The organism is Rhodothermaceae bacterium, assembly GCA_009838195.1.
Taxonomy (GTDB): Bacteria; Bacteroidota; Rhodothermia; order Rhodothermales; family Bin80; genus Bin80.
The window spans coordinates 257568-280424 of record VXSC01000047.1 but is presented as its reverse complement, the minus strand read 5'-3'; the positions used below and the strand labels follow the sequence as shown (position 1 = coordinate 280424).

Sequence of the window (22857 nt, the reverse complement as noted above, 5' to 3'; positions counted from 1 at the left end):
AGCCTGGCACTGGAGCAAATTCAGGGGCAAGGTATGCATTGGTCAAATCTGGCGGAGGGTGTGCATTTCCAGGCATAACTGGATGTCCCCGGTGTGTAGACACAGGAACACTCCAAAGAAGTTTGTAGTCCAAGGCCGGTCATGGCGTGGCTACGATAAATCATGGACGCTTCCTGGGGAATTTGTCCTAATTGTAATCTGTAGCTAAAGAATACAAAGTATACCTGGTAGCGTGGTATATACCTTTCTTCCACTCATCCTTCATTCCCGACTAGAAAATGACGGTAGCGGCTAGATATTTTGGGCTCTTTTTGTTGGCATTTCTTGGTACGGCATCTGTTGCAAGTTCACAGGTAACGGTCCGAGGTACAGTTACCGATGGGGAGACCGCTACACCTTTGCCGGGAGTGACTATAGCGGTTCGCGGGACCACACTCGGAACCACAGCCGCCGTGGATGGAAGCTATACGCTTCAGGTCCCGACTTCTGACGCGACGCTTGTATTCCGATTTATCGGATATCAAACGCAGGAGGTGGTCCTGTCTTCAAACACAGAGGAGATCAATGTCATCTTGATGCCGGCGATCTTCGGTTTAGATGAAGTTGTCATTGTGGGCTCTCGGCGCCAGCCCAGACTCCTGAAAGACTCTGCAGTGCCGGTTGATGTACTTGGAGTTTCGGATCTTCAATCACTTGCTACGACGGACGTAGATCAGATCCTACGCTCACAGATCCCATCTTATAATCTTCAGAGCTATACGGGTGATGAAGCCGCCATTGTGCGCCCAGCTACGCTGCGCGGCCTGCCCACCGATAACGTGATTGTACTGGTAAACGGCAAGCGACGTCATCGATCCGCCTCCATTGCACTTTCTGGAAGCTCTCTGAATAAAGGAGCACAGGGACCAGATCTCAATATGGTTCCCACAATTGCCTTGCGTCAATTGGAGATTCTCCGCGATGGTGCGACGGCCCAGTACGGTGCCGATGCTGTAGCTGGTGTGTTCAATCTGCAACTACGGGAAGATCAACAGGGGGTACGTTCCCTTTTACGGACGGGACAATATTCAAGAGGAGACGGGCGCTATGTCCATCTGGCGACGAATGCGGGATTTTCTTTACCCAGGAACGGTTTTTTGAATCTAAGTGCCGAGTACAGGGATGTACAGTCGACAGTTCGGAGTGTCCAACGCGAAGATGCAGGAGTACTGACCGAGCGGGGTTACCCCGTAAATAATCCTGCCCAGATTTGGGGAAGTCCTGAAGTAAGCCATAGCATCATCGGGTTCTTTAATGCTGGACTGGATGTAACCCCCAGGATCCGAGCCTATGCCTTTGGTGGCGGTGGACGAAGAACTGAAGAATATGGCTTTTTTTTCCGTGCACCCGGTACGGAAACCGCTCGCACCAGTGTATTTCGTTTTGGTACGGAGCGTGCAGTCATTGACCTGAAACCGGATCAGGGTCCCGACTGCAAAAATGATGACAGATTACCGGGACTGAATGCTTCAAATCAGGAAGTCCAGGCATTTATCTCAGAATTCAAGGGTGAATGCTTTTTGTTCAACGAGATGTTTCCGGGCGGATTTACGCCCCGGTTCGGGGGAGATGTTTATGATCTTAGTCTCGTAACAGGTTTACGTGGAGGGCGACAGGATGGACTGAACTGGGATGTCAGTGTAAGCGGTGCACGGAGTCTGATTGATTATTTCCTGTATAATTCGGTCAACGCTTCTTTTGGCCCGGACACGCCGAATTCATTTAAGCCCCGCTCATATTTTCAGCAGGAAGCGGAGGTATCTGCAGCTTTCTCAATTCCTTTAGCGATTCGGCAACTTTCTTCCCCGATTAACTTGGCTTGGGGGGCAACCTGGCGCACGGAAATTTTTGAGAGCCGTGCTGGAGACCCACTTTCCTGGCAAGTGGGTCCCTATGCAGATCAAGGGTTCAGCGTTGGAGCGAATGGGTATCAGGGTCTGAATCCGATCTTCGCCGGTCGATGGATACGCCCGAACATTGCTGTTTACGTTGATGCCGAGGCGGATCTTACTCAGCGATTCTTGGGCAATGTTGCGGTGCGGTACGAAAACTATACCACTGATTTTGGAGGAACACTCAATGGGAAGGCAGCAGTTCTTTATCGGGCAACTGATCGAATTTCGTTACGTGCGGCGGCGAGTACGGGATTCCGTGCGCCGACTCCCGGACAAGCGAATCTGAATGTCTTCCGAACGACCGGATTTTCAAAAGAAAAAGGACTCATTGAGGTGGGCCTCTTACCGTCAACGCATCCAATTGCAGAAGCATTGGGAGGCGAACTTCTGACACCCGAGCTCGCACGCAGTATATCGTCAGGGTTGGTTGTCGAGCTTCGAGAAGGACTCACGCTGACGGCTGACTTTTTCAATATCAAATTTGAGGATCGGCTTTCGCTTACGGGCAATATTCCAATCACGGACGAGATCGTGCAGATTATAGATTCGAAGGATCTATTGGGAGGAGTTACCAACATCCGTGAAGTCCGATTTTATTCGAACGATTTCAGCACCCGCACCAATGGATTGGATCTTTTATTGGCGGGGGAGCATGAGTGGAGCCGTACGCATGCTTCTTTTGGGAGCATTGCATGGAACTGGACAGCTACAGAACTTACTCATTTTACATCTCCTAGGCAGATCACCAGTTTTCTGGGTGAAACCCTCGAGAATCCCCTGACGCTTGGCTTGCTTACTCGCCAGCGACGGATTGAGCTTGAACGCCTGAATCCAAGACACCGCATCGTGGTGACTTACCGGCAGGTAGCGAACCAGTGGTCTGGATTGCTACGTGTAAACTGGTTTGACAGTTGGCAGCATTGCCGCTTCGGCAGTTCTACTTGTCGCATAGACGGGGTGGAGGTTCTGGATGAATTTCCGAGCTCCTGGATTCTTGATGCCGAAATCGGATATGCTCCTCATGATTCCTGGACGATTACTTTTGGTATCAGTAACGTGTTTGACGTCGTTCGCAAAGCACATATTCAGGAAAGTCTCCGACAGGGAAATCTTGCCCCCCGCAGTTCCCCAATTGATCCGAACGGAACGGGCCTGTATTTGCGAATTACATCGCATCTCTATTGATGAGTTTGGTGCATCAAACGGAATACTGGCCGTTTGCAGCCCTTCCGCCAAATCCACTCGCACGGCAGTTGCAAGACTTCGAAAACTCTCGTCTTCCTTCCAATCACAACTAGTTGATACGATCTCTGCCAACTGGAGGTGAGTTGATCACCTCAATTTACCCCCGGTACCGATTTTCATTGTGCCACTCCAGGTGTTCTCGGTTTGGCTGCTTTTCCGGGCGCCCAGGTATCCACAGCTTTTCCCCATGGAGTTTATAGTACTGCTTACCGTTGTTAAAATCCTTGTGGATGTACCCGCTTACTTTAAACCGGTAGTCCGGGCTGACGGTCACGTAGCCAGCATCAAACAGTCTGTGAATATCGGAGCGCAGCAATAGTCCATTTCTGACATAGTGCCGTGGATCCTCCTTGAATGGCCGGATGTGGGCTGCCTCAAGCGCCGGGAATGTCTTCTCTCGCGTTACAGCACACTGCCGTTCGTACGCATCAGCCACTCTAGTTCGGAAGATTCCCTGTCCGACTCGGGGCCTTACAGACACTTGATTGCCGTAGCCGCCCCAAACATCCGGCGGGGGATCCAAGGCGTTGGATGCCAACAGGCGGTCATATACCTGTGTCCACAGCTTTTTTCCGATACCAGATTTGAGGTCATATCTCCTCCCTTGTTGTATCGGCCCCTTCCAGTTCTCGGGCTGGGGAATCCAGTCCTTCTTTGGCCAGAAGAAAGGCGCGGCCAAGAGGATGCATCCAATCGTGTAGTCCTCCCATAATTTCGGACGGTCCTGTCGAAATCGACTCGTCCGTTGTTGAAACGCCTCCAGATTGGAGGCCCCGTTCTTCTCGCCGAACGCCTGCCACGCGAGGCTTATCGAAAGTTCCGAGTAGTGCTCGAAGAATCCCCCACCGGCGATTGCGTTGGCCGGACTCTTGAGTTTGAACAACAAGGGCTCGCCTCGTTGGAGTACGCCGAACCGGCCACCCCCAATATTCGGGCGCCAGAAGTTGACTTCGTCCACACCTCTGCGGCGCGAAAGCATCCTGAGATGTTCGAACCAAGCCTGTTCGGTGACTGCCACGTAGCCATTCATTGGTTCCTCTGGTCGATAAAGTCACAGGGGTCGGACATGTATTCGTCTTGGTTCTTCCAGTGTGGGTCTCCCTTACATCCCTCCATGTCTGTGCACCCCCAACTTACAAAAACGGTACGAAACTTGTTCGCTATTCGATATAAGTCCCAGATGGTATTCTGCTGCCAAAAGTCACGTTCAAATCCAGCGTGAATTAGTGACAAAAGGATAACCCCGCTGAAAGCAGATCATTCGCTCATCCAACGATTGGGCTGACACTCGCAGTAGCTACCCGGTTCGTAATTCAGGTATTGATACCGAACTGAATTATTGCCGATGCGATGCCGTAGGGTATTTGATCCACAAGTCGAATGAGGCCAAACCATTCAGTATTGCGTTGTACCTTATAGGTTTAGTGCCCACGAAACCTAATTCAACTCGTGTCCATTTTCCGGTTCACTTGGCCCTTAGTCCTCCTCCTTTTGGCAGCGTGCAGTCAATCATCTTCTGATCCATCTGCCCTGCCGGCTACCGTAGACTATAATTGGCATATCAAGCCAATCCTGTCGGACCGCTGCTACAAGTGTCATGGCCCGGATGACCAGGTTCGGAAGGCGGAGTTGCGGCTTGACACCCGTGAGGGGGCCTATGGAACTAGTAGGGAAGACTCAACCCTTCGGATCATTACCCCGGGCAATGCTGCTTCCAGTCTCTTGATAGAGCACATCACCAGTGAGGATCCTAAACGACGCATGCCTCCGCCGGAGAGCAATTTATCCCTCTCCCAGCGGGAGATTGGACTTATTCGGCAATGGATTGATCAGGGTGCCGACTGGAAGCGACATTGGGCCTTCATCCCTCCTGCAGAGTCAACACTTCCCGAAGTGGATCACGATGATTGGGCTCGTGGCCCAATTGACTACTTTATATTGCAAAAGATCGAATCCGCGCGTCTGTCTCCATCAACAGAGGCAAGTCGCGCCAAGCTGCTTCGTCGTGTAACGTTCGATTTAACAGGCTTGCCACCAACTCCGGCAGAACTGGATGCTTTTCAGGAAGATCGTCGCCCCGATGCCTATGAACGTGTTGTAGATCAGCTCCTGGCGCGTCCTGCATACGGAGAACGTATGACCTCCATGTGGCTGGACGTCGCTCGTTATGCAGATACACATGGATATCAAGACGATCGGCCAAGAACCATGTGGCCGTGGCGCGACTGGGTGATGCGTGCATTCAACGAAAATCTTCCGTACGATGATTTTGTGATATGGCAGATCGCGGGTGATCTGCTTCCAGATGCGACATTTGATCAGCGGCTTGCAACCGGGTTCAATCGCAATCATGCGATCACCCAGGAAGGAGGCGTAGTCGCGGAAGAGTATCTGACTGAGTATGTTGCAGATCGCACCAATACCACTGCGACGGCATTTCTGGGGCTTACTATGGAGTGTGCCAGGTGCCATGACCACAAGTACGACCCAATTTTGCAGGAAGAGTATTACAGCATGTTTGCATTCTTCAACGGCATAGATGAGCAGGCGCAGATCAGTTATTTCGATCTCTCACCAAGGCCTTCCATACGGCTAGAAGATCCGGAACTGGAAGCATCCATCCTGCAGACAGAGGCAAGCATCGACTCACTCGAACAGGTGCTTGCCTCCTGGCCTCAACCTTCTCCGCCGTCCGAGTGGATGCCGGATCCCGCTACCACGATAGAGTCTGCGCTCTTGACTTTTCTGCCTTTGGAAAACCTTACCTCTCTTGCACATACTGATGCGATGGTCAATACGGGGCTCGAAAAAGTACTTGACCCGCCAGTAGTTGTCGGTGGAATGCAAGGCGGGGCGTTTGAATTTAATGGGCAGAATTTTTTGAACATCGGGCTGGAGGCTGATTTTGAGTGGTTCAACCGGTTCTCTTTAAGTACATGGGTACTTGCAAAAGATCAAACTAAAGATGTCGCCCTACTTTCCAAGCGAAATGGCGAGCAAAAACGCAGTGGCTATGATCTCGCGCGGACAAAAGAGGGCCGGCTTCGGTTCCGGTTAATTCATGATGGGGAGCACCAAATTTCTGTTGAATCAGCCCGCACATTTCCGCCGGATACATGGGTTCATGTTTCCGCTACGTACGATGGAAGTGGGCGGGCAGAGGGCGTACATTTATATCTGAACGGCATTCGAAGTGGAGTCCATGTTCTTGAGGACACACTTGATCGTGAAAGTATTCTGAATGGTAATGGACTCCTGGCGGGTCATTGGACTCCCCGGAATCGTACCATTGATGAGATTGAGGGGATGAGCGGTGGGGCTTTAGATGAGCTCTATACACATGCCAGGGTACTCACGGACATTGAAGTTGCCCACCTGGCAGGACAGACATCCTTTCCCCAGGCTGCTCATCACTACCAGGCACATTATGACCATGCATTCCAAGCCGTGAACGTGGTGTTAGATAGCCTGCGGCGCAGCGTCAGGCGCATCCCGAACGTGATGATCATGGAAGAGATGCCCACTCCACGCACGACGCATGTTCTGGATCGTGGCGCCTATGATGCACCATTGGATTCGGTCGGTCCAGCAACCCCAACCGCGATCCTCCCTTTTCCTGAGGACTTCCCACGTAATCGGTTAGGGCTGGCACAATGGTTGACCCATCAAGAGAATCCTCTGACTGCACGCGTTGCGGTAAATCGATTGTGGCAACTCCTCTTTGGAGCAGGCCTGGTAAGTACACCGGAAGACTTTGGGAATCAGGGTGCTCTTCCTTCTCACCCAGAATTACTTGATTATCTGGCAATAACATTTATCGAATCAGGATATGACATCAAGGCACTCATCAAGGAGATCGTCATGTCCTCTACATATAGGCAAAGCAACCAGGTTACGCGAACTCTTCAGCAGCGGGATCCAGACAACCTTCTATTGGCCCGCGCGCCTCGGAAGCGGCTATCTGCCGAAATGATACGGGACAATGCACTGTCGGTGAGTGGTCTGCTGAATTCGGCACTGGGCGGCGAACCTTTACGCCCCTATCAACCAGTAGGTCTCTGGAGAGCACTTGCCAATCAGATCGGCGAAAATCGTTACCGACCCGGTCCAGATATGCACCGGCGCAGCCTCTATACATACTGGAAGCGCACGATCCCACCACCGGCAATGCTTACCTTTGACGCTCCTGAGCGCTCCGTTTGTACCGTAGAGCGGCAGACGACGGCCACTCCATTACAGTCTCTGGTGCTCCTGAATGATCCGCAATACGTGGAAGCAGCCCGTGCGTTGGCTTCTCGTGTCCGTACCCGCGAATCATTAGACGAGCGGCAGCAGATCGCAACGGCATTTCGCTGGCTGACCTCCAGGATGCCGGAAGAGGTAGAACTGGACGCTTTGTTGGACCTGTTTCGGGAGCAGGTCGTTGAGTTTGAACAGGATCCGTCCGGTGCGCAGGATCTGGTCTCCGTTGGGGTCAGTCCGCGCCGGCAGAATACAAAGGTTGTGCAACTGGCGGCGATGACCGTTGTAACTAGTACAATCATGAATCTTGACGAAGCCCAATATCGATGAATGACCTGATCTGCGATGTCGGATGCCAGATGAACCGCCGGCATTTCTTTTCGAAACTCAGTCTTGGAATCGGTGGCGCAGCTCTCGCATCTCTAATGGGATGTGGACATACCTCGGACCAACTGGCTGCGAGTTCAGGCTTCCAGGGAGTTCTGAATTCACCGCATCTTGCTCCCAAAGCACGCAGGATAATTTATCTTTTTCAAAGTGGAGGTCCCTCGCAACTGGAGCTCTTTGATTATAAGCCTGACCTGCACCTGCGACGAGGACAGGACCTGCCAGAGTCGATCCGAATGGGACAGCGTCTGACCGGTATGACCGCCTATCAGAACTCTCTTCCTCTGGCACCTACGATCTATCCATTTGCCCAGCATGGAAACAGCGGCGCATGGATCAGTGATTTACTTCCGTATACCTCCGAGATTGCCGACGAACTCTGTATCGTACGGTCTATGTATACAGAGGCGATCAACCACGATCCGGCCATCACATTTTTTCAGACGGGTTCGCAGCAACCGGGTCGCCCAAGTATGGGTGCCTGGCTGAGTTATGGTCTGGGTAGTGCCAATGAAGATTTACCCACCTTTTGCGTTCTCTTGTCTCGTGGACTCCAACGTCCGCAGCCAATCTATTCCCGCTTATGGGGGAACGGGTTTCTAGCGGCCCTGCACCAGGGTGTCCAGTTTCGTTCGGGTGCAGATCCGGTTCTGTACCTCAATAATCCGCCTGGTCTTGATGCCGGGGACCGGCGCAGTATGCTCCGGCACCTAGCCCGCCTGAACGAAATGCATTACCAGACGAGTGGGGATCCTGCAGTCCAGTCACGGATTGCCCAGTATGAAATGGCGTACCGCATGCAAACATCGGTGCCGGATGTCACGGATCTGTCGGATGAACCTGAGTCTACCTTTGAGCTTTACGGAGAAGCGGCCCGCACCCCGGGAACGTACGCGGCCAATTGCCTTCTAGCTCGGCGCCTGGCCGAGCGCGACGTACGCTTCATTCAGCTGTATCACATGGGATGGGATCAGCACGGAAATCTCCCCAAAGATATTGCACTGCAATGCAAGGATACGGACCAACCATCTGCAGCGCTGGTCACAGACCTGAAACAGCGGGGCCTGCTGGAGGATACCCTGGTGATCTGGGGTGGAGAATTCGGTCGTACCAATTATTCGCAAGGCACACTCACGGAAACCAATTACGGCCGGGATCACCATCCAAGATGCTTTACGATCTGGATGGCGGGAGGGGGAGTCAAGCCGGGACTCACGTACGGGGCCACGGACGAACTGGGGTACAATATCACTGAGAATCCGGTTCACGTGCACGATTTTCAAGCAACCGTACTCCATCTCCTTGGGATTGAACATGAACGGCTCACCTTCCGACACCAGGGACGCCGATATCGATTGACAGACGTACATGGTCATGTCGTTAAGGATCTTTTGGCCTGACAACTTGCGTCTTGCAGGTTGTCTTCTGTTGCTTGTGAGTATGGGATGCGGTCGCGCATCCCACACCGACCATGCGGCGCTGCCAGAGGTTGTTGATTACAATTTCCATATCCGCCCCATCCTGTCTGATCGCTGTTATGCCTGCCATGGACCTGATGCCAATGCCCGACAGGCCGATTTGCGTCTGGATGAGGAATCCACAGCAAAACAGACAAAATTGATCTCGGGTGGATATGCAATCGTCCCGGGAAATCTCAAAAAAAGTCGGCTGTATTCGCGGATTCATTCCGAGGATGCAGAGTTCCAGATGCCTCCGCCGGAGTCAAACCTGTCCCTTTCGGATCACGAGATTGCGATGATTGCCCGCTGGATTGATCAGGGGGCTGAGTGGAAACCCCACTGGAGCTTTCTTGTGCCAACGTATTCCGACCTACCTACAGTAGAACAATCTGACTGGCCAAACAATGCGATTGATTATTTCATTCTGTCGAATCTTGAACAACAGGGATTTACTCCTTCTCCAGAGGCAACACGAAGTACCATCCTTCGGCGGGTTACCCTTGATCTGACGGGGCTCCCTCCGACGCTGGAACAGCTGGATGCTTTCTTGTCAGATACCTCGTCGAATGCCTACGAAAAGGTGGTGGATCGGCTATTGGATTCACCGGCCTACGGAGAGCATATGGCCTCGGCGTGGCTTGATATTGCCAGATATGCAGATACGCATGGCTACCAGAATGACCGGGATCGCTACGTATGGCCATGGCGTGACTGGGTGGTGAGCGCATACAACCAAAACCTGCCATTCAATGAATTTGGAACGTGGCAACTCGCAGGCGATCTGTTGCCGGGCGCAACCCTGGAGCAACGGCTTGCCACGACCTTCAATCGGAATCACCGGCAGACCAATGAGGGAGGCAGCATAGAGGAAGAGTTCCGGACCGAGTACGTGGCTGACCGCGTCAATACACTTGGAACTGCATTCATGGGCCTGACGCTTGAGTGCGCGCGGTGTCATGATCATAAGTACGACCCGATCACGCAGGGCAATTACTATGGGCTCTTTGCCTTTTTCAATAGTGTAGACGAGTCGGGGCAGACTTCCCATTTTACTGACGCAGTACCGGTCCCAGCAATGGATCTGCCAAATCCAGATCAAGAGGATGAACTAGATCGTTTAGCTCGGGAAATCAAAGCAGCAGAGCGCGCTGTTTTAGATCTGACTGAAGCCTCAAGAGCACGCTTTGAATCCTGGAGCCCATCCGTGCCCCCTGGCTTTCAATCCTCTCCGATCCTTCAGTGTGAATTTGAATCTCTGAATGGAGAGATCCTCCAGTGCAATGGAAACAAGAGGGGAGAGGCTGTCTTTAGTCCGACCGTAGTGCCCGGCCATACCGGCAATGCAATGGCTTTTGACGGCGAAAGCGGTTTCCTGTTTACGGATGTGCAGGAATTCGAGCGGACCACGCCGTTTTCGGTCAGTATCTGGATCAACCCTGGGGAGGAGACGGGGCTGATCATCCATCGGACACAGGCTGCCCTTGACGCAGGCAGCCGGGGCTGGGAGCTGGCACTTGATCGTGGTCACCTAGTTGCGCAACTGGCCCATATGTGGCCGGAAAACTCCGTACGCATTCAAACAACCGCTACCGTCCCGCTCGAGGATTGGACACATGTCGCAATGACGTATGACGGATCCAGTCGTGCTTCCGGTCTGCGTCTCTACATAGATGGCCTCCCCGCCGAGGTGGAGGTCATTCGTGATGGCCTGACGCGTCACATTACGTATGATACAATGGAGGTACCACTTCAGATTGGGTATCGATTCAGAGATAGCGGATTGCGAGATGGGGCAGTGGATGAGCTTGAGCTGTATGATCGCGTGCTGTATGGTTTTGAGGTTGCCCGACTGGCCGGGAACCTGGATGCACCACTGGATTCAGAGGACATGTTCCGGTGGTATCTTGCCCATGAAGTGGTCCCGTGGCAACGCTCACATGTGATCCTCCAGGATCTACGTGAAGAGGAAAATACACTCCTGAAGGGCATCCCGGAAATCATGGTCATGCAGGAGATGCACGCCCCGCGTGTGGCACACGTCCTGGAGCGTGGTCAGTACGATGCCCTAGGCGCACAAGTTGAAGCACACACGCCGGAGGCTATTCTGCCGCTGCCCGACGACCTGCCGCGAAATCGACTCGGATTGGCAGAGTGGCTCTTTAGTCCTGTGCATCCTCTTACCGCGCGTGTCGCGGTGAACCGGCACTGGCAAAAATATTTTGGGACGGGGATTGTGTCAACACCCGAAGATTTTGGACGACAGGGTGCATTGCCATCATTTCCGGAACTCCTTGATTATCTGGCGACGACCTTCATAGAGTCTGGATGGGATATCAAAGCCATGCAGCGACTGATTGTGACCAGCGCCACGTATCGGCAGCGATCCGAGCCCACAGCTGAACTTTTGGCATTTGATCCAGGAAATGAGCAATTAGCCCGGGGACCCCGGCTTCGCCTGAGTGCCGAAATGATTCGTGATCAGGCGCTCGCAGTCAGTGGATTACTTGACCAAACCTTGGGAGGACCTCCCGTGAAGCCGTACCAGCCAGAGGGTCTTTGGGAAGAGAAGTCCGGGATCCAGTATGATCAGAGCTCGGGCAGGGACCTCTATCGGCGCACGCTGTACACATTCTTTAAGCGCACCTCGCCGCCCCCTTCGTTGATCACGTTCGATATGCCGACACGGGCACAGTGTGTACTGCGCCGTCAGCGGACGGCGACTCCCATGCAGGCCTTGGTTCTGTTGAATGATCCCCAATATGTGGAGGCTGCGCGTCATCTGTCCGCTCGTATGCTGAAAGAGGGTACGCTCGAGGGGCAGATTGAGTTGGGATTTCGGGCGCTGACGGGGCGAAGTCCAACGCCCCCCGAAACGCAGACCCTCAAAGCATTGTATCGGGAACAGTTTGAACTCTTTTCTCGGAACCCGGAGTCCGCGAGACAATTACTGGAAATTGGAGAATCTCCCCTGGAACAGGGATCGAACCTTGCACAGTGGGCCGCGCATACTATGATTGCGAGCACACTGTTATCTTTTGATGAGTCGATTGAGAAATATTGATGCACGAGTGTTGCAATTATAATCCTCTCAGCACACGCAGGGAGTTTCTGGAGCGGCTCGGTATGGGGCTGGGTGGGCTTGCGTTGTCTTCCCTGGTCAATCCGGTGATGGCAGCTGATCCGGATGTGGTCCCGCGTGCCAAGCGAATTATCTACCTCTTTCAGAGTGGTGGCCCCTCACAGTTCGAGCTGTTTGATTATAAGCCCAAGGTCAATGCGATGCACGGGCAGGAGCTGCCGGAGTCGGTTCGAAAGGGACAGCGGTTGACCGGGATGACGGGGTTTCAGAACACGCTCCCGTTGGCTCGCTCCCATTTTTCCTTTGCCCAGCACGGAGAAAGCGGTGCATGGGTCAGTGAGTTGATGCCCTATACAGCGAAGGTTGCGGATGAACTTTGCTTTGTCAAGTCCATGCATACCGAAGCGATCAACCATGATCCAGCCATTACATTTTTCCTTACGGGCTCACAGATTGCCGGTCGACCATCCTTTGGGTCATGGCTTAGCTACGGGCTCGGAACAGAAAACGAAAACCTACCGGCATTCTGTGTGCTGATCACCAAGGACAAGGGAGGACAGCCATTGTATGCACGGCTTTGGGGGAATGGGTTCCTGCCTTCGCAGCACCAAGGCGTGCAATTTCGAAGCGGACAAGATCCCGTGCTGTACTTAAGTAATCCAGATGGCGTGTCGTCGGCACAGCGGAAAATGCAATTGGACCGGTTGCGCCAGCTGCATACCCTCAAAGAAGGGAGCCCTGGCTGGGAGCGTATTGAGTCCCGGATCGCCCAGTATGAAATGGCTTACCGGATGCAGACCTCCGTGCCTGAGGTGATGGATCTCTCGAATGAGCCGGAATACATCTTTGATCTTTATGGCGAGGATGCCCGGGAACCCGGCACGTTTGCCGCCAACTGTTTGTTGGCCAGGCGTCTGGCGGAACGCGGGGTACGCTTCATTCAGCTCTTTCACCAAGGGTGGGATCATCATGGGGGGCTACCAGCCGGAATTCAAGTCCAGGCAAAGGAAACGGATCAGCCTTCGGCTGCGCTGGTGCAGGACCTGAAGCAGCGCGGGATGCTGGATGACACACTGGTCATCTGGGGAGGAGAATTTGGGCGTACGAACTACTGTCAAGGACGGTTGACAGACATAGATTATGGTCGGGATCATCATCCGAGATGCTTCTCGCTATGGATGGCAGGTGGCGGGATCCGGAGTGGGTTGAGCTACGGTGAGACGGACGATCTCGGATATAATATTGTCCGGGATCCGGTGCATGTACACGATCTGCAGGCAACCCTTATGCACCTGTTGGGGATTGACCATGAACGTCTTACATTTAGGTATCAGGGGCGTCGTTTTCGCCTCACGGATGTTCATGGGACTGTGATGACACCATTATTTGCATGAAAAACCTTTGGGTAATCCTTGTGGTGTTACCTGCGGCAGCGTTTCTGCTTGGGGGCTGTCAGCGTGCTCCACAAGTTAGTTTTAACGAACAGGTTCGCCCCATTCTGAATGAGCGGTGCGTAAATTGTCATGGGGGAATTCGGCGGCAGGGAGAGTTGAGTTTGCTCTTCCGGCATGAGGCCCTCTCCACAGCGGAGTCTGGAGAGCGTGCCATCGTTCCCTTTGAGCCTTCAGAAAGTGAGCTTTTGCGGCGCGTCGCACACACCGATCCAGCCCATCGAATGCCCAAGGATGAGCAGCCGCTCACGCCTGATGAAATCCAAACGCTACAAACCTGGATTGAGCAGGGTGCACATTGGGAGGATCATTGGGCGTATGTTGCTCCAGAGCGTCCCCCATTGCCGGATGTATCGGAGCCGGAGTGGGTTCGTGAGCCCATTGACCACTTTGTTCTTGCCCAATTGGATCAGAGGGATCTACTTCCGCAGCCCGAGGCAGCTTGTCCGGTTCTGGTACGAAGAGTTACACTGGATCTGACGGGGCTGCCGCCAAAGCCGGATAATGTGAAACAGGTGTGTACAGACGAAGCATCGTACGAAACGTATGTGGATTCACTTCTATCTTCGCCTGCGTATGGCGAGCGGTGGGCAGCGATGTGGTTGGACCTTGCGCGGTACGCAGACTCCAAGGGATATGAAAAAGATGTCGGTCGAACGATATGGCGTTACCGGGACTGGGTCATTCGGGCATTCAATGAAGACATGCCTTTTGACCAATTCACGATTGAGCAGTTGGCGGGAGATCTGCTGCCAGAGGCGACTGAAAGCCAGTTGATTGCGACCGCGTTTCATCGAAATACAATGACTAACACGGAAGGGGGAACCGATGACGAGGAGTTCCGGACAGCTGCTGTCATTGACCGGGTGAATACGACCTGGGAGGTATGGCAGGGGACGTCTTTTGCGTGTGTTCAGTGTCACGGGCATCCTTATGATCCATTTGTGCACGAGGAGTATTACGAATTTTTTGCCTTTTTCAACAGCACGGCAGACCGTGATCTGGACAGTGAATTTCCGACCCTTCCCTTATTTGAAGAGGAGATGGCTGCAGAGGGTGAGGCACTCCTCCAAGAGATTGCCCGCTTGGAAGAGGCGATGATTGCCCGGGTTCGCTCGGATTCACTGGCCCGTCAGCGCCGTACATGGGAAACGACCCTGGATCAGCCTGAAGTGATCGGACAGGTCCGGCTTATGCTGCAGAACGAGGTTAAACGGGTCGTGGCAACGCTGGAGACCGAGCGAGGGGATGCGCAGCGATGGACTCTTGATTATGTCTATGCCGGTCTGAGTGATGATCCAGTGATTGTGCGTTTACGGGAAGAGAGAGCGGAAAAAGAGCGCGAACTGCGAGCATTAAACCCCATCCATACCCCGGTCATGCAGGAACTTCCATTCCAGCGCCGGACGCATGTACTTGAGCGAGGAAGCTTTCTTTTGAAAGGAGAAGTCGTGCATCCAGATACCCCGGATGTATTGCCTGCCATGTCGGAGAATGCTCCTCGGAATCGTCTGGGGATGGCAGAGTGGCTGGTTAGCGGTGAAAATCCCCTGACAGCTCGTGTGACGGTCAACCGATTCTGGGAGCAGCTGTTTGGCATTGGTCTGGTGGAGTCGTTGGAAGATTTTGGAACCCAGGGGCTGGAGCGATCACATCCAGAACTTCTGGACTATTTAGCGATCAGTTTCGTGGAGGACCATGACTGGAGTGTTAAATCTCTTCTGCGCATGATCGTCCTTTCGGCAACCTACCGCCAGTCATCGCACGTGACGGATGAGTTACTGCAGACAGATCCTCGTAACCGGTATCTAGCACGCGGGCCTCGTTTTCGCCTGAGTGCGGAGCAGATTCGGGACCAGACACTGCATGTGAGTGGTCTATTGAGTTCGAAGATGTACGGGCCGAGCGTGATGCCGCCCCAGCCGGAAGGACTCTGGAGAAATCCGTATGACAGCCGCCAGTGGCGAACCAGTGAAGGGGATGACCGCTACCGACGCGCGATATATACCTACTGGAGACGCACCGTCCCATACCCATCCATGGCGACCTTTGATAGCCCTAGTCGCGAATTTTGTGTATCCCGAAGGATCCGAACCAACACGCCCCTGCAGGCGCTGGTTTCTCTGAATGATCCCGTATTTATTGAAGCGGCACAGGCACTGGCAGAGGGGATGCAAGCGGCCGAGGATCCAGTTAAGGCAGGATATATCTATGCTATGGGAACCTCTCCGGACCGTGAAGCCCTGGATGTATTGACCGCCTTGTACACGGATGCGCTCACGCATTATATAGAAGGCGCCGAAGACGCTGCCCGGTTGATCGGGGATCACGAGTCTGCGGAATTGGCAGCACTCACCATTGTCGCTAATGCGATCCTGAATCTTGATCAGTTTCTCATGAAAGAGTAACTTCAATTCTGAAGAACACATTAGATAGCATCCATCTCAGTGAAGAGAGCACAAATGAATCTTGCTAAAGAAGCTCGTGATATCTATTTGGGTCATGTCACACGGCGCCATTTTCTGAAGTCGGCGGGTGCAGGGTTTGGGGCCCTCGCGTTTGCGTCGCTCGGAGCGACCTCTACCGGTCCCCGGGATCCACTTACCTCCCGAGGTCCGCATTTTACACCACGTGCCAAACGGGTCATCTTTCTCCATATGGCGGGCGGGCCTTCCCCACTTGAGTTGTTTGACTACAAGCCTGAACTTGCACGCCTGCATGGCCAGGACTGCCCAGAGTCTCTTCTGGAGGGGAAGCGGTTTGCCTTTATCCGGGGGATCCCAAAGATGTTGGGGCCTCAGGCAACATTTCAGCAGCACGGAGAATCAGGGGCATGGATCTCGAATCATATGCCATACCTGGGGCAGGTTGCCGATAAGGTCGCGTTTTTGAAGGCCATGCACACTGACGAGTTCAATCATGCTCCGGCACAACTACTGGTTCATTCGGGAAGTCCCCGGTTGGGTCGTCCCAGCATGGGCTCTTGGGTCACGTACGGGCTGGGGACTGAAAATGACAATCTACCTGGGTTTGTTGTCCTGCTTTCGGGAGGAGCAGCCCCGGATGCGGGCGCCAGCGTTTACGGGAGTGGATTTCTGCCTACTGTCTATCAAGGAGTCCAGTGCAGGACCAGTGGAGATCCTGTGCTTTTTCTCGGAGACCCGGACGGGGTACCGCGCAGTTTACGGCGCAAATCAATTGATGCCATCAATACGATCAATCGGCAGCAGCACGGGGAGGTTGGGGACCCGGAGATCCTCACCCGGATCGCGCAATACGAGATGGCATTCCGGATGCAAACGTCCGTCCCGGACGCGATGGACATCAGTCGTGAGCCTGCATATATCCATGAGATGTACGGCACAGAGCCTGGAGAGACCGCGTTTAGCAACAACTGTCTCCTGGCGCGAAGACTCGTCGAGCGGGGTGTCCGTTTTGTTCAGCTATTCCACTGGGGATGGGACTCACACGGAGCCGGAGAGAGTGAGTCCCTGACTGGGGGTTTCATAGAACGCTGCCAAGAGACAGACCGTCCCGTTGCAGCGCTCTTGAACGACCTGGAGCAGCGGGGACTCCTTGACGAAACTCTGGTCATCTGGGGTGGAGAATTCGGTCGGACTCCGATGCTGGAAAACCGTACCGGCTCGGATAACCCCTTCGTCGGGAGGGATCATCATAGCGATGTGTACACCATGTGGATGGCCGGTGGTGGAGTTAAGGGAGGTATGACACACGGCGAGACCGACGAGATTGGCTACAGCGCAGTAAGCGGCCGGGTGCATGTTCATGATCTTCAGGCGACGATCTTGCATTTGCTTGGGTTTGATCATCTCCGGTTAACCTATCCCTTCCAGGGTCGAGACTTTCGCTTGACCGATGTGCACGGCCATGTAGTACATGAAGTACTGGCCTAATTTCTGTTGATTTTTATGAAGCAATCTTTGATTTGGTTATGCATGGGCCTCGCCTTTGTGGTGTTCATGCTGATAATGGTCCCCGGTAGTGGTCAGCCGAGTGATTTCACTCTGTTTTTGGGGCGGTTCCATCCCATGGTTGTCCATCTGCCGATTGGGATTCTTGTAGTGGCTGCCCTGCTTGAGGGGCTTTCACGCAGGCCTTCTCTCCGGGGGCGCTATGACACAGGCATTCTGGCTCTCCTGTATATCGGTGTATGGAGTTCCATCCTTGCTGTAGCCGCAGGGCTCTATCTAGCCCAAGGGGGTGGGTATGCTGCAGACCAGTTGGCTTGGCATAAGCGCATGGGAGTCCTGGTTGTACTATTCGCTGCGCTGGCATACCTGTACAAAGCCTGGCCTGGTCTTTCAGAGCGCTGGCTCAAGAACTGGGAGCGCCGGGCTTACGGGATCGCGGTGGGGTTCATGCTTCTGACCGTTGCCTTAACCGGGCATTTTGGAGGAGTACTTACGCATGGCCCGGATCACTTATCCCGTTATCTGCCTGACGGTATACGTCAGGTGGCAGGGTTACCCAAGAAAGCTGATATCGGGCGTCTGCAACTTGAGAACCCTGCCGAGACTACGGTCTATGCAGCTTTGATTGCTCCAATCCTGGAAGCCAGATGTACTGCCTGTCACGGCTCTGATGCGCAGCGGGGCGGCTTACGCCTTGATGAGCCCGAGTTTATCACTGAGGGTGGAGACAATGGTTCTCCGATTGTTGCAGGTCGTGCACATGAGAGCGAACTGATCCACCGTATTTGGCTACCCGCAAGCTCGGATGACCGGATGCCTCCCGCCGAAAGCCCACAACTCTCTATTGCAGAAGCCGAACTGCTGCGCTGGTGGATTGATGCCGGGGCTTCCTTTGAAGAGTTATTACCGGATGTAGAATGGTCTCCGGTGACGCAAACGATCGTGGATCATATGGGTCTGGATGAAATCCGCACAGGCATTTTTGCTTTGGATACGACTCCGCCTGATTCCATGGATGTCGCCCAACTTGCCAGTTTGGGTGTGTCCGTTACCCCTTTGGCCGAGAATGAGCCCTATCTGCAGGTACGCTGTGTGGATCCACAAACATGTACAGACGCGAGTGGGCTGCAGGAAGCATTGCGTCCATTGTCTACAAATATTGCCTGGCTTGATCTCGGACGTTCTCCGGTTGGCGATGACCTAGTGGAGGTCATTGCGGGTCTACCACATCTGACGCGCCTGCACCTTCAACAAACGTCCGTGACCGACGCCGGCTTGGCTCATCTGAGCGATCTGGAATTCCTGGAATACCTGAATCTCTATGGAACGGCAGTCACGGACTCCGGCCTGGTTCATCTTGAAAACCTGCCTGCACTCAACTCAATCTATCTTTGGCAGACCGAGGTCACGGACGCGGGGGTAACCCGGTTGCAGTCGGCTCTACCCGATCTCTATATTAATACCGGCTTAAGCCTTGCCCCCGTTGAACCCGATACCACCGGCTCATGAACATCCGACCCTTTTTGATCCTGCTGCTTTTGTGCGCGTGCACAGAACCTGAAGTTACTATTACACCTGAGGAACCTGTAGAACGTCCCAATATCGTCTGGATCTCTGCAGAGGATATGGGACCACGCCTTGGGTCTTATGGGGATCAAATTACCAGGACACCCCGCCTGGACTCACTTGCTAGCCTGGGCACACGTTATACGCGTGTATTCACGACAGCTGGCGTGTGCTCTCCGAGTCGTGCTGCGATCATCACCGGAATGCATCAGGTCAGTTTTGGTGCCCATCATATGCGAACGTTGTCGGGAGCTCCTTTTGCGCCGGGGCCGGCGCCATACAGCGTGGTTCCGCCCCATTACGTGAAAACCTTCACAGAGTACTTGCGCGCAGCAGGCTACTACACGACCAATAATGTGAAGGAGGACTATCAGTTCGAAACTCCGGTCACGGCATGGGACGAGTCCAGTTCGGAGGCACACTGGCGAAATCGTCGGGATACGGATCAACCGTTCTTTTCCGTATTCAATTTCACGACGACGCATGAGAGCCAGATCTGGCCGGACCCGGCAGCGGCTTTTGAGACCATGGGATTGCCGGCTTTAATGGCAGGTCCTCCACCACCTCCCTTATCGACCGATCCTGCAGCGGTTGCGGTTCCCCCCTACTACCCGGATACACCCGTAGTACGACGGGATATTGCACAGCATTACGACAATATTGCAGAAATGGATGCGCAGGCTGGAATGGTTCTAGAGCAGTTGGCGGAGGACGGGTTGACGGAGAATACAATCGTATTCTTCTGGAGTGACCATGGGGATGGGATGCCACGGCAAAAGCGGTGGCTGTACGACTCGGGGTTGCATGTTCCGCTCATTATTCATATTCCGGGTCAGCTTCCCGGAGTTAATGAGGAGTTGGTGAGCTTTCTGGATCTTGCCCCTACGGTCCTTTCGCTCGCAGGGGTTGAGCCCCCAGCCCACATTCAGGGAAGGGCGCTTCTTGGCAGGTTTGCAGACAATAACCCCCCACATGAATATGTTTATGCTGCGAGGGATCGCTTTGATGAGCAGTATGATCTGGTCCGGGCAGTTCGGGATACCCGGTATAAGTATATACGCAATTATCGGCCGGAGAAGCCATACGCATTGTGGATGGCGTATGCGAATGTGATGCCCACGATGCAGGAGCTTTTCAGACTACATTCAAACGGCGAATTGACGGAAGCACAATCATTGTGGATGCAGCCACGCCGTCCTGTACATGAGTTTTACGACACGAGTGTAGATCCACACGAGGTGAACAATCTTGCTTACGATCCTGCATACAGCGATGAGTTGTCCCGTCTGCAGACTGCTTTGGATGACTGGATTGTGGAGGTCGGAGACATGGGATTCAAGTCTGAGCTGGATATGGTTGAATCCATGTGGCCCGGTGGAGAGCAGCCTGTCACGAGTGCTCCCGTCATCCTGCCCCAAGCAACTGCGCGTACCGCAATCAGCATGTCTGGCGAATTGGATTATACCCAGAGTGGCGGCGTCTTCGACAATCCTGTAGATGTGACGATGTACAGTGGAACGCAAGGTGCTTCAATTACCTATACCGTTCTTGACGATTCGGGCAATGAGGGAGACTGGCTATTGTTCTCTTCTCCTCTCCGGTTGCAGGAGAGCGTCGTGCTCCGCGCAAAAGCAATCCGATACGGATACAGGGAAAGTGAGGTCAGCGAGGCTGAATTCATTATCTCACCGAGTCAGTAGGGTATATAGGCCGGTCCTCGATTCGACTTTGTTTGTCGCGAGACAAATGATTTCTCGGGTTTAATCCCCAGTGGACCGATTTTTGCTGCATCAGGTATCGGGAGACATGCCCCGTGTTTCTACCTGATTTTTGAAATTCACCAGTTCACGAAGATTTTTATGGAGACTGATATTAATCTGGAACTATCCTCGTTTTGAATAGGCACGGGGCATACCCCGACTCGTGATTTCTGGAATCATGCGTTGGGGAAAAGCTCGTGACATTGTCGATAGGGGTAAGAAAGGGGGGCGGTATAGGAGGTTGATCACATATGGGCCAAGTTCTAAAATGGATTAATATGAGTAAGATTCCAATCGTACTGGTGATCATTGGCTATGGTCTATGTTTACCGGTTGCATTTGCTCAGGAGGGGACCATCACGGTTAGTGGAACCGTAACGGATTCCGAAACTGGAGAGTTGGTCGTTGGAGCTGCATTGTATGTGGCTGCTCAAAATGTAGGAGGGACCACCAACCAGTACGGTTATTACAGTCTAACCTTGCTTGGAGATAGCGTGCGTATGGTTGTCAGCCACGTTGCATACACTCCCCAAATACTTACATACTCATCTCAGGAGGATCTTGTACTTGATATCTCGTTGGTACCGAGTACGCTTGCTCTGGAAGAACTGGAGGTGACTGCAACTGCTGAATCCTCACTCCAGACAACACAGATGAGTGCGATTTCTATTCCAGTCAAGGATGTTGAGAACCTCCCATCAATTCTAGGAGAGACCGATGTATTACGAATTATCCAACTTTTGCCTGGAGTTCAGTCAGGTGTTGAGGGATCTACCGGGCTTTATGTCCGTGGAGGTGGGCCAGACCAGAATCTTTATCTCTTAGACGGCACCCAAGTCTATAATCCGAGTCACTTATTTGGCTTTTTGGGTACGTTCAATTCCGATGCCATCAAGGATGTGCGTTTGCTAAAGGGAGGATTCCCTGCACGTTATGGTGGGCGACTTTCATCGGTGATTGACTTGACGATGAAGGAGGGAAACATGAAGCGATTTGCAGGAACGGGATCCATTGGCTTTCTTGCATCCCGCGTCACATTGGAGGGTCCGATCAAGCGCGATCGTGCATCTTTTCTGGTCTCTGCACGCCGATCATATGCTGATTTGTTGATTCGCCCTTTTCTTCCGGACGATGAGGATTTTGGGTATTACTTCTCGGATCTAAATGTGAAGACCAATGTGGTTATCAATCCTAAAAACCGAATCTATCTGAGCGGTTACTGGGGGGCTGACCGTCTCCATTCGCAGTACGAATACTCTCTTGGAGACGAAGACAGAGAATCGCTGAACTGGAGCAACCTGACCGCCACAGCCCGATGGAACCATATTTTTGGGGCGCGGCTGTTTTCAAATATCCTGGTTGGCTATACGAATTACGCGTTGCTTGTGCAAGGTAAATATAGATACACCTCAAACAATGTCGCCAATATATGGGAAGATCGCTATGAATCGGGAATTCAGGATCTACATGCCCGTGTGGATTTGGAATTTATTCCGAATGCCAGCCATAGTCTCCGTTTCGGCGTGGGAGCACAGCAGCATTCCTTTTTGACGGGCGCTTATGAAGAGATTTATCGGGTTGGGAACACCATCACCGACTCGACAGCTTCACCGAATCGGCGCACCAATGGGAGCGAGTTCCAGGCCTACTTTGAGGATGACTGGCGCCTCAGCTCAAGAATTCGGTTGAACCTCGGTGTACATGCATCAAGTTTTTTGATTGAGGAAAGGACCTATGTTTCGGTTGAGCCGCGAGTTTCTGCGTTGTAGAATTTGAATTCACGAACCAGTGTGAAAGCATC

General features: G+C 53.1%; 11 protein-coding genes. 10 read left to right on the top strand and 1 reads right to left on the bottom strand.

Annotated elements, in window-relative coordinates; translation table 11 throughout:
- The first annotated feature begins 278 nt into the window (after window positions 1-278).
- Window positions 279-3119 carry a TonB-dependent receptor gene (locus F4Y64_11535; GenBank protein ID MXX98228.1) on the top strand — a complete coding sequence of 947 codons (2841 nt, stop codon included), beginning with the start codon at window positions 279-281 and terminating at the stop codon, window positions 3117-3119.
- Window positions 3120-3276: 157 nt separating this feature from the next.
- Here F4Y64_11535 and F4Y64_11530 read toward each other — a convergent pair whose 3' ends face one another.
- A complete protein-coding gene (locus F4Y64_11530; GenBank protein MXX98227.1) occupies window positions 3277-4209 on the bottom strand; it encodes an HNH endonuclease in 933 nt (310 codons plus the stop codon).
- Window positions 4210-4628: 419 nt separating this feature from the next.
- Here F4Y64_11530 and F4Y64_11525 point away from each other — a divergent pair, with 419 nt between their 5' ends.
- From F4Y64_11525 to F4Y64_11485, 9 genes are all read left to right on the top strand, one after another.
- Window positions 4629-7751: a DUF1553 domain-containing protein gene (locus F4Y64_11525; protein MXX98226.1), complete on the top strand. Its 3123-nt coding sequence runs from the start codon at window positions 4629-4631 to the stop codon at window positions 7749-7751.
- The gene (locus F4Y64_11520) at window positions 7748-9208 is read left to right on the top strand and encodes a DUF1501 domain-containing protein (protein MXX98225.1); all 1461 of its coding nucleotides are present in this window, start codon (window positions 7748-7750) and stop codon (window positions 9206-9208) included. Before F4Y64_11525 ends, F4Y64_11520 begins: the two co-directional genes overlap by 4 nt.
- Before the next feature lie 40 nt (window positions 9209-9248).
- Window positions 9249-12329: a DUF1553 domain-containing protein gene (locus F4Y64_11515; GenBank protein MXX98224.1), complete on the top strand. Its 3081-nt coding sequence runs from the start codon at window positions 9249-9251 to the stop codon at window positions 12327-12329.
- Entirely contained in the window at window positions 12329-13741 is a 1413-nt protein-coding gene (locus tag F4Y64_11510) for a DUF1501 domain-containing protein (GenBank protein ID MXX98223.1), read from the top strand. The genes F4Y64_11515 and F4Y64_11510 overlap by 1 nt, the downstream gene beginning before the upstream one ends.
- The gene (locus F4Y64_11505; GenBank protein MXX98222.1) at window positions 13738-16206 is read left to right on the top strand and encodes a DUF1553 domain-containing protein; all 2469 of its coding nucleotides are present in this window, start codon (window positions 13738-13740) and stop codon (window positions 16204-16206) included. The genes F4Y64_11510 and F4Y64_11505 overlap by 4 nt, the downstream gene beginning before the upstream one ends.
- Before the next feature lie 54 nt (window positions 16207-16260).
- Window positions 16261-17712 carry a DUF1501 domain-containing protein gene (locus tag F4Y64_11500; protein ID MXX98221.1) on the top strand — a complete coding sequence of 484 codons (1452 nt, stop codon included), beginning with the start codon at window positions 16261-16263 and terminating at the stop codon, window positions 17710-17712.
- Between the two features lie 15 nt (window positions 17713-17727).
- A complete protein-coding gene (locus F4Y64_11495; GenBank protein ID MXX98220.1) occupies window positions 17728-19239 on the top strand; it encodes a hypothetical protein in 1512 nt (503 codons plus the stop codon).
- Window positions 19236-20996: a sulfatase-like hydrolase/transferase gene (locus F4Y64_11490; GenBank protein ID MXX98219.1), complete on the top strand. Its 1761-nt coding sequence runs from the start codon at window positions 19236-19238 to the stop codon at window positions 20994-20996. The genes F4Y64_11495 and F4Y64_11490 overlap by 4 nt, the downstream gene beginning before the upstream one ends.
- 311 nt (window positions 20997-21307) lie before the next feature.
- Window positions 21308-22825: a TonB-dependent receptor plug domain-containing protein gene (locus tag F4Y64_11485; GenBank protein MXX98218.1), complete on the top strand. Its 1518-nt coding sequence runs from the start codon at window positions 21308-21310 to the stop codon at window positions 22823-22825.
- Window positions 22826-22857: the final 32 nt, after the last annotated feature.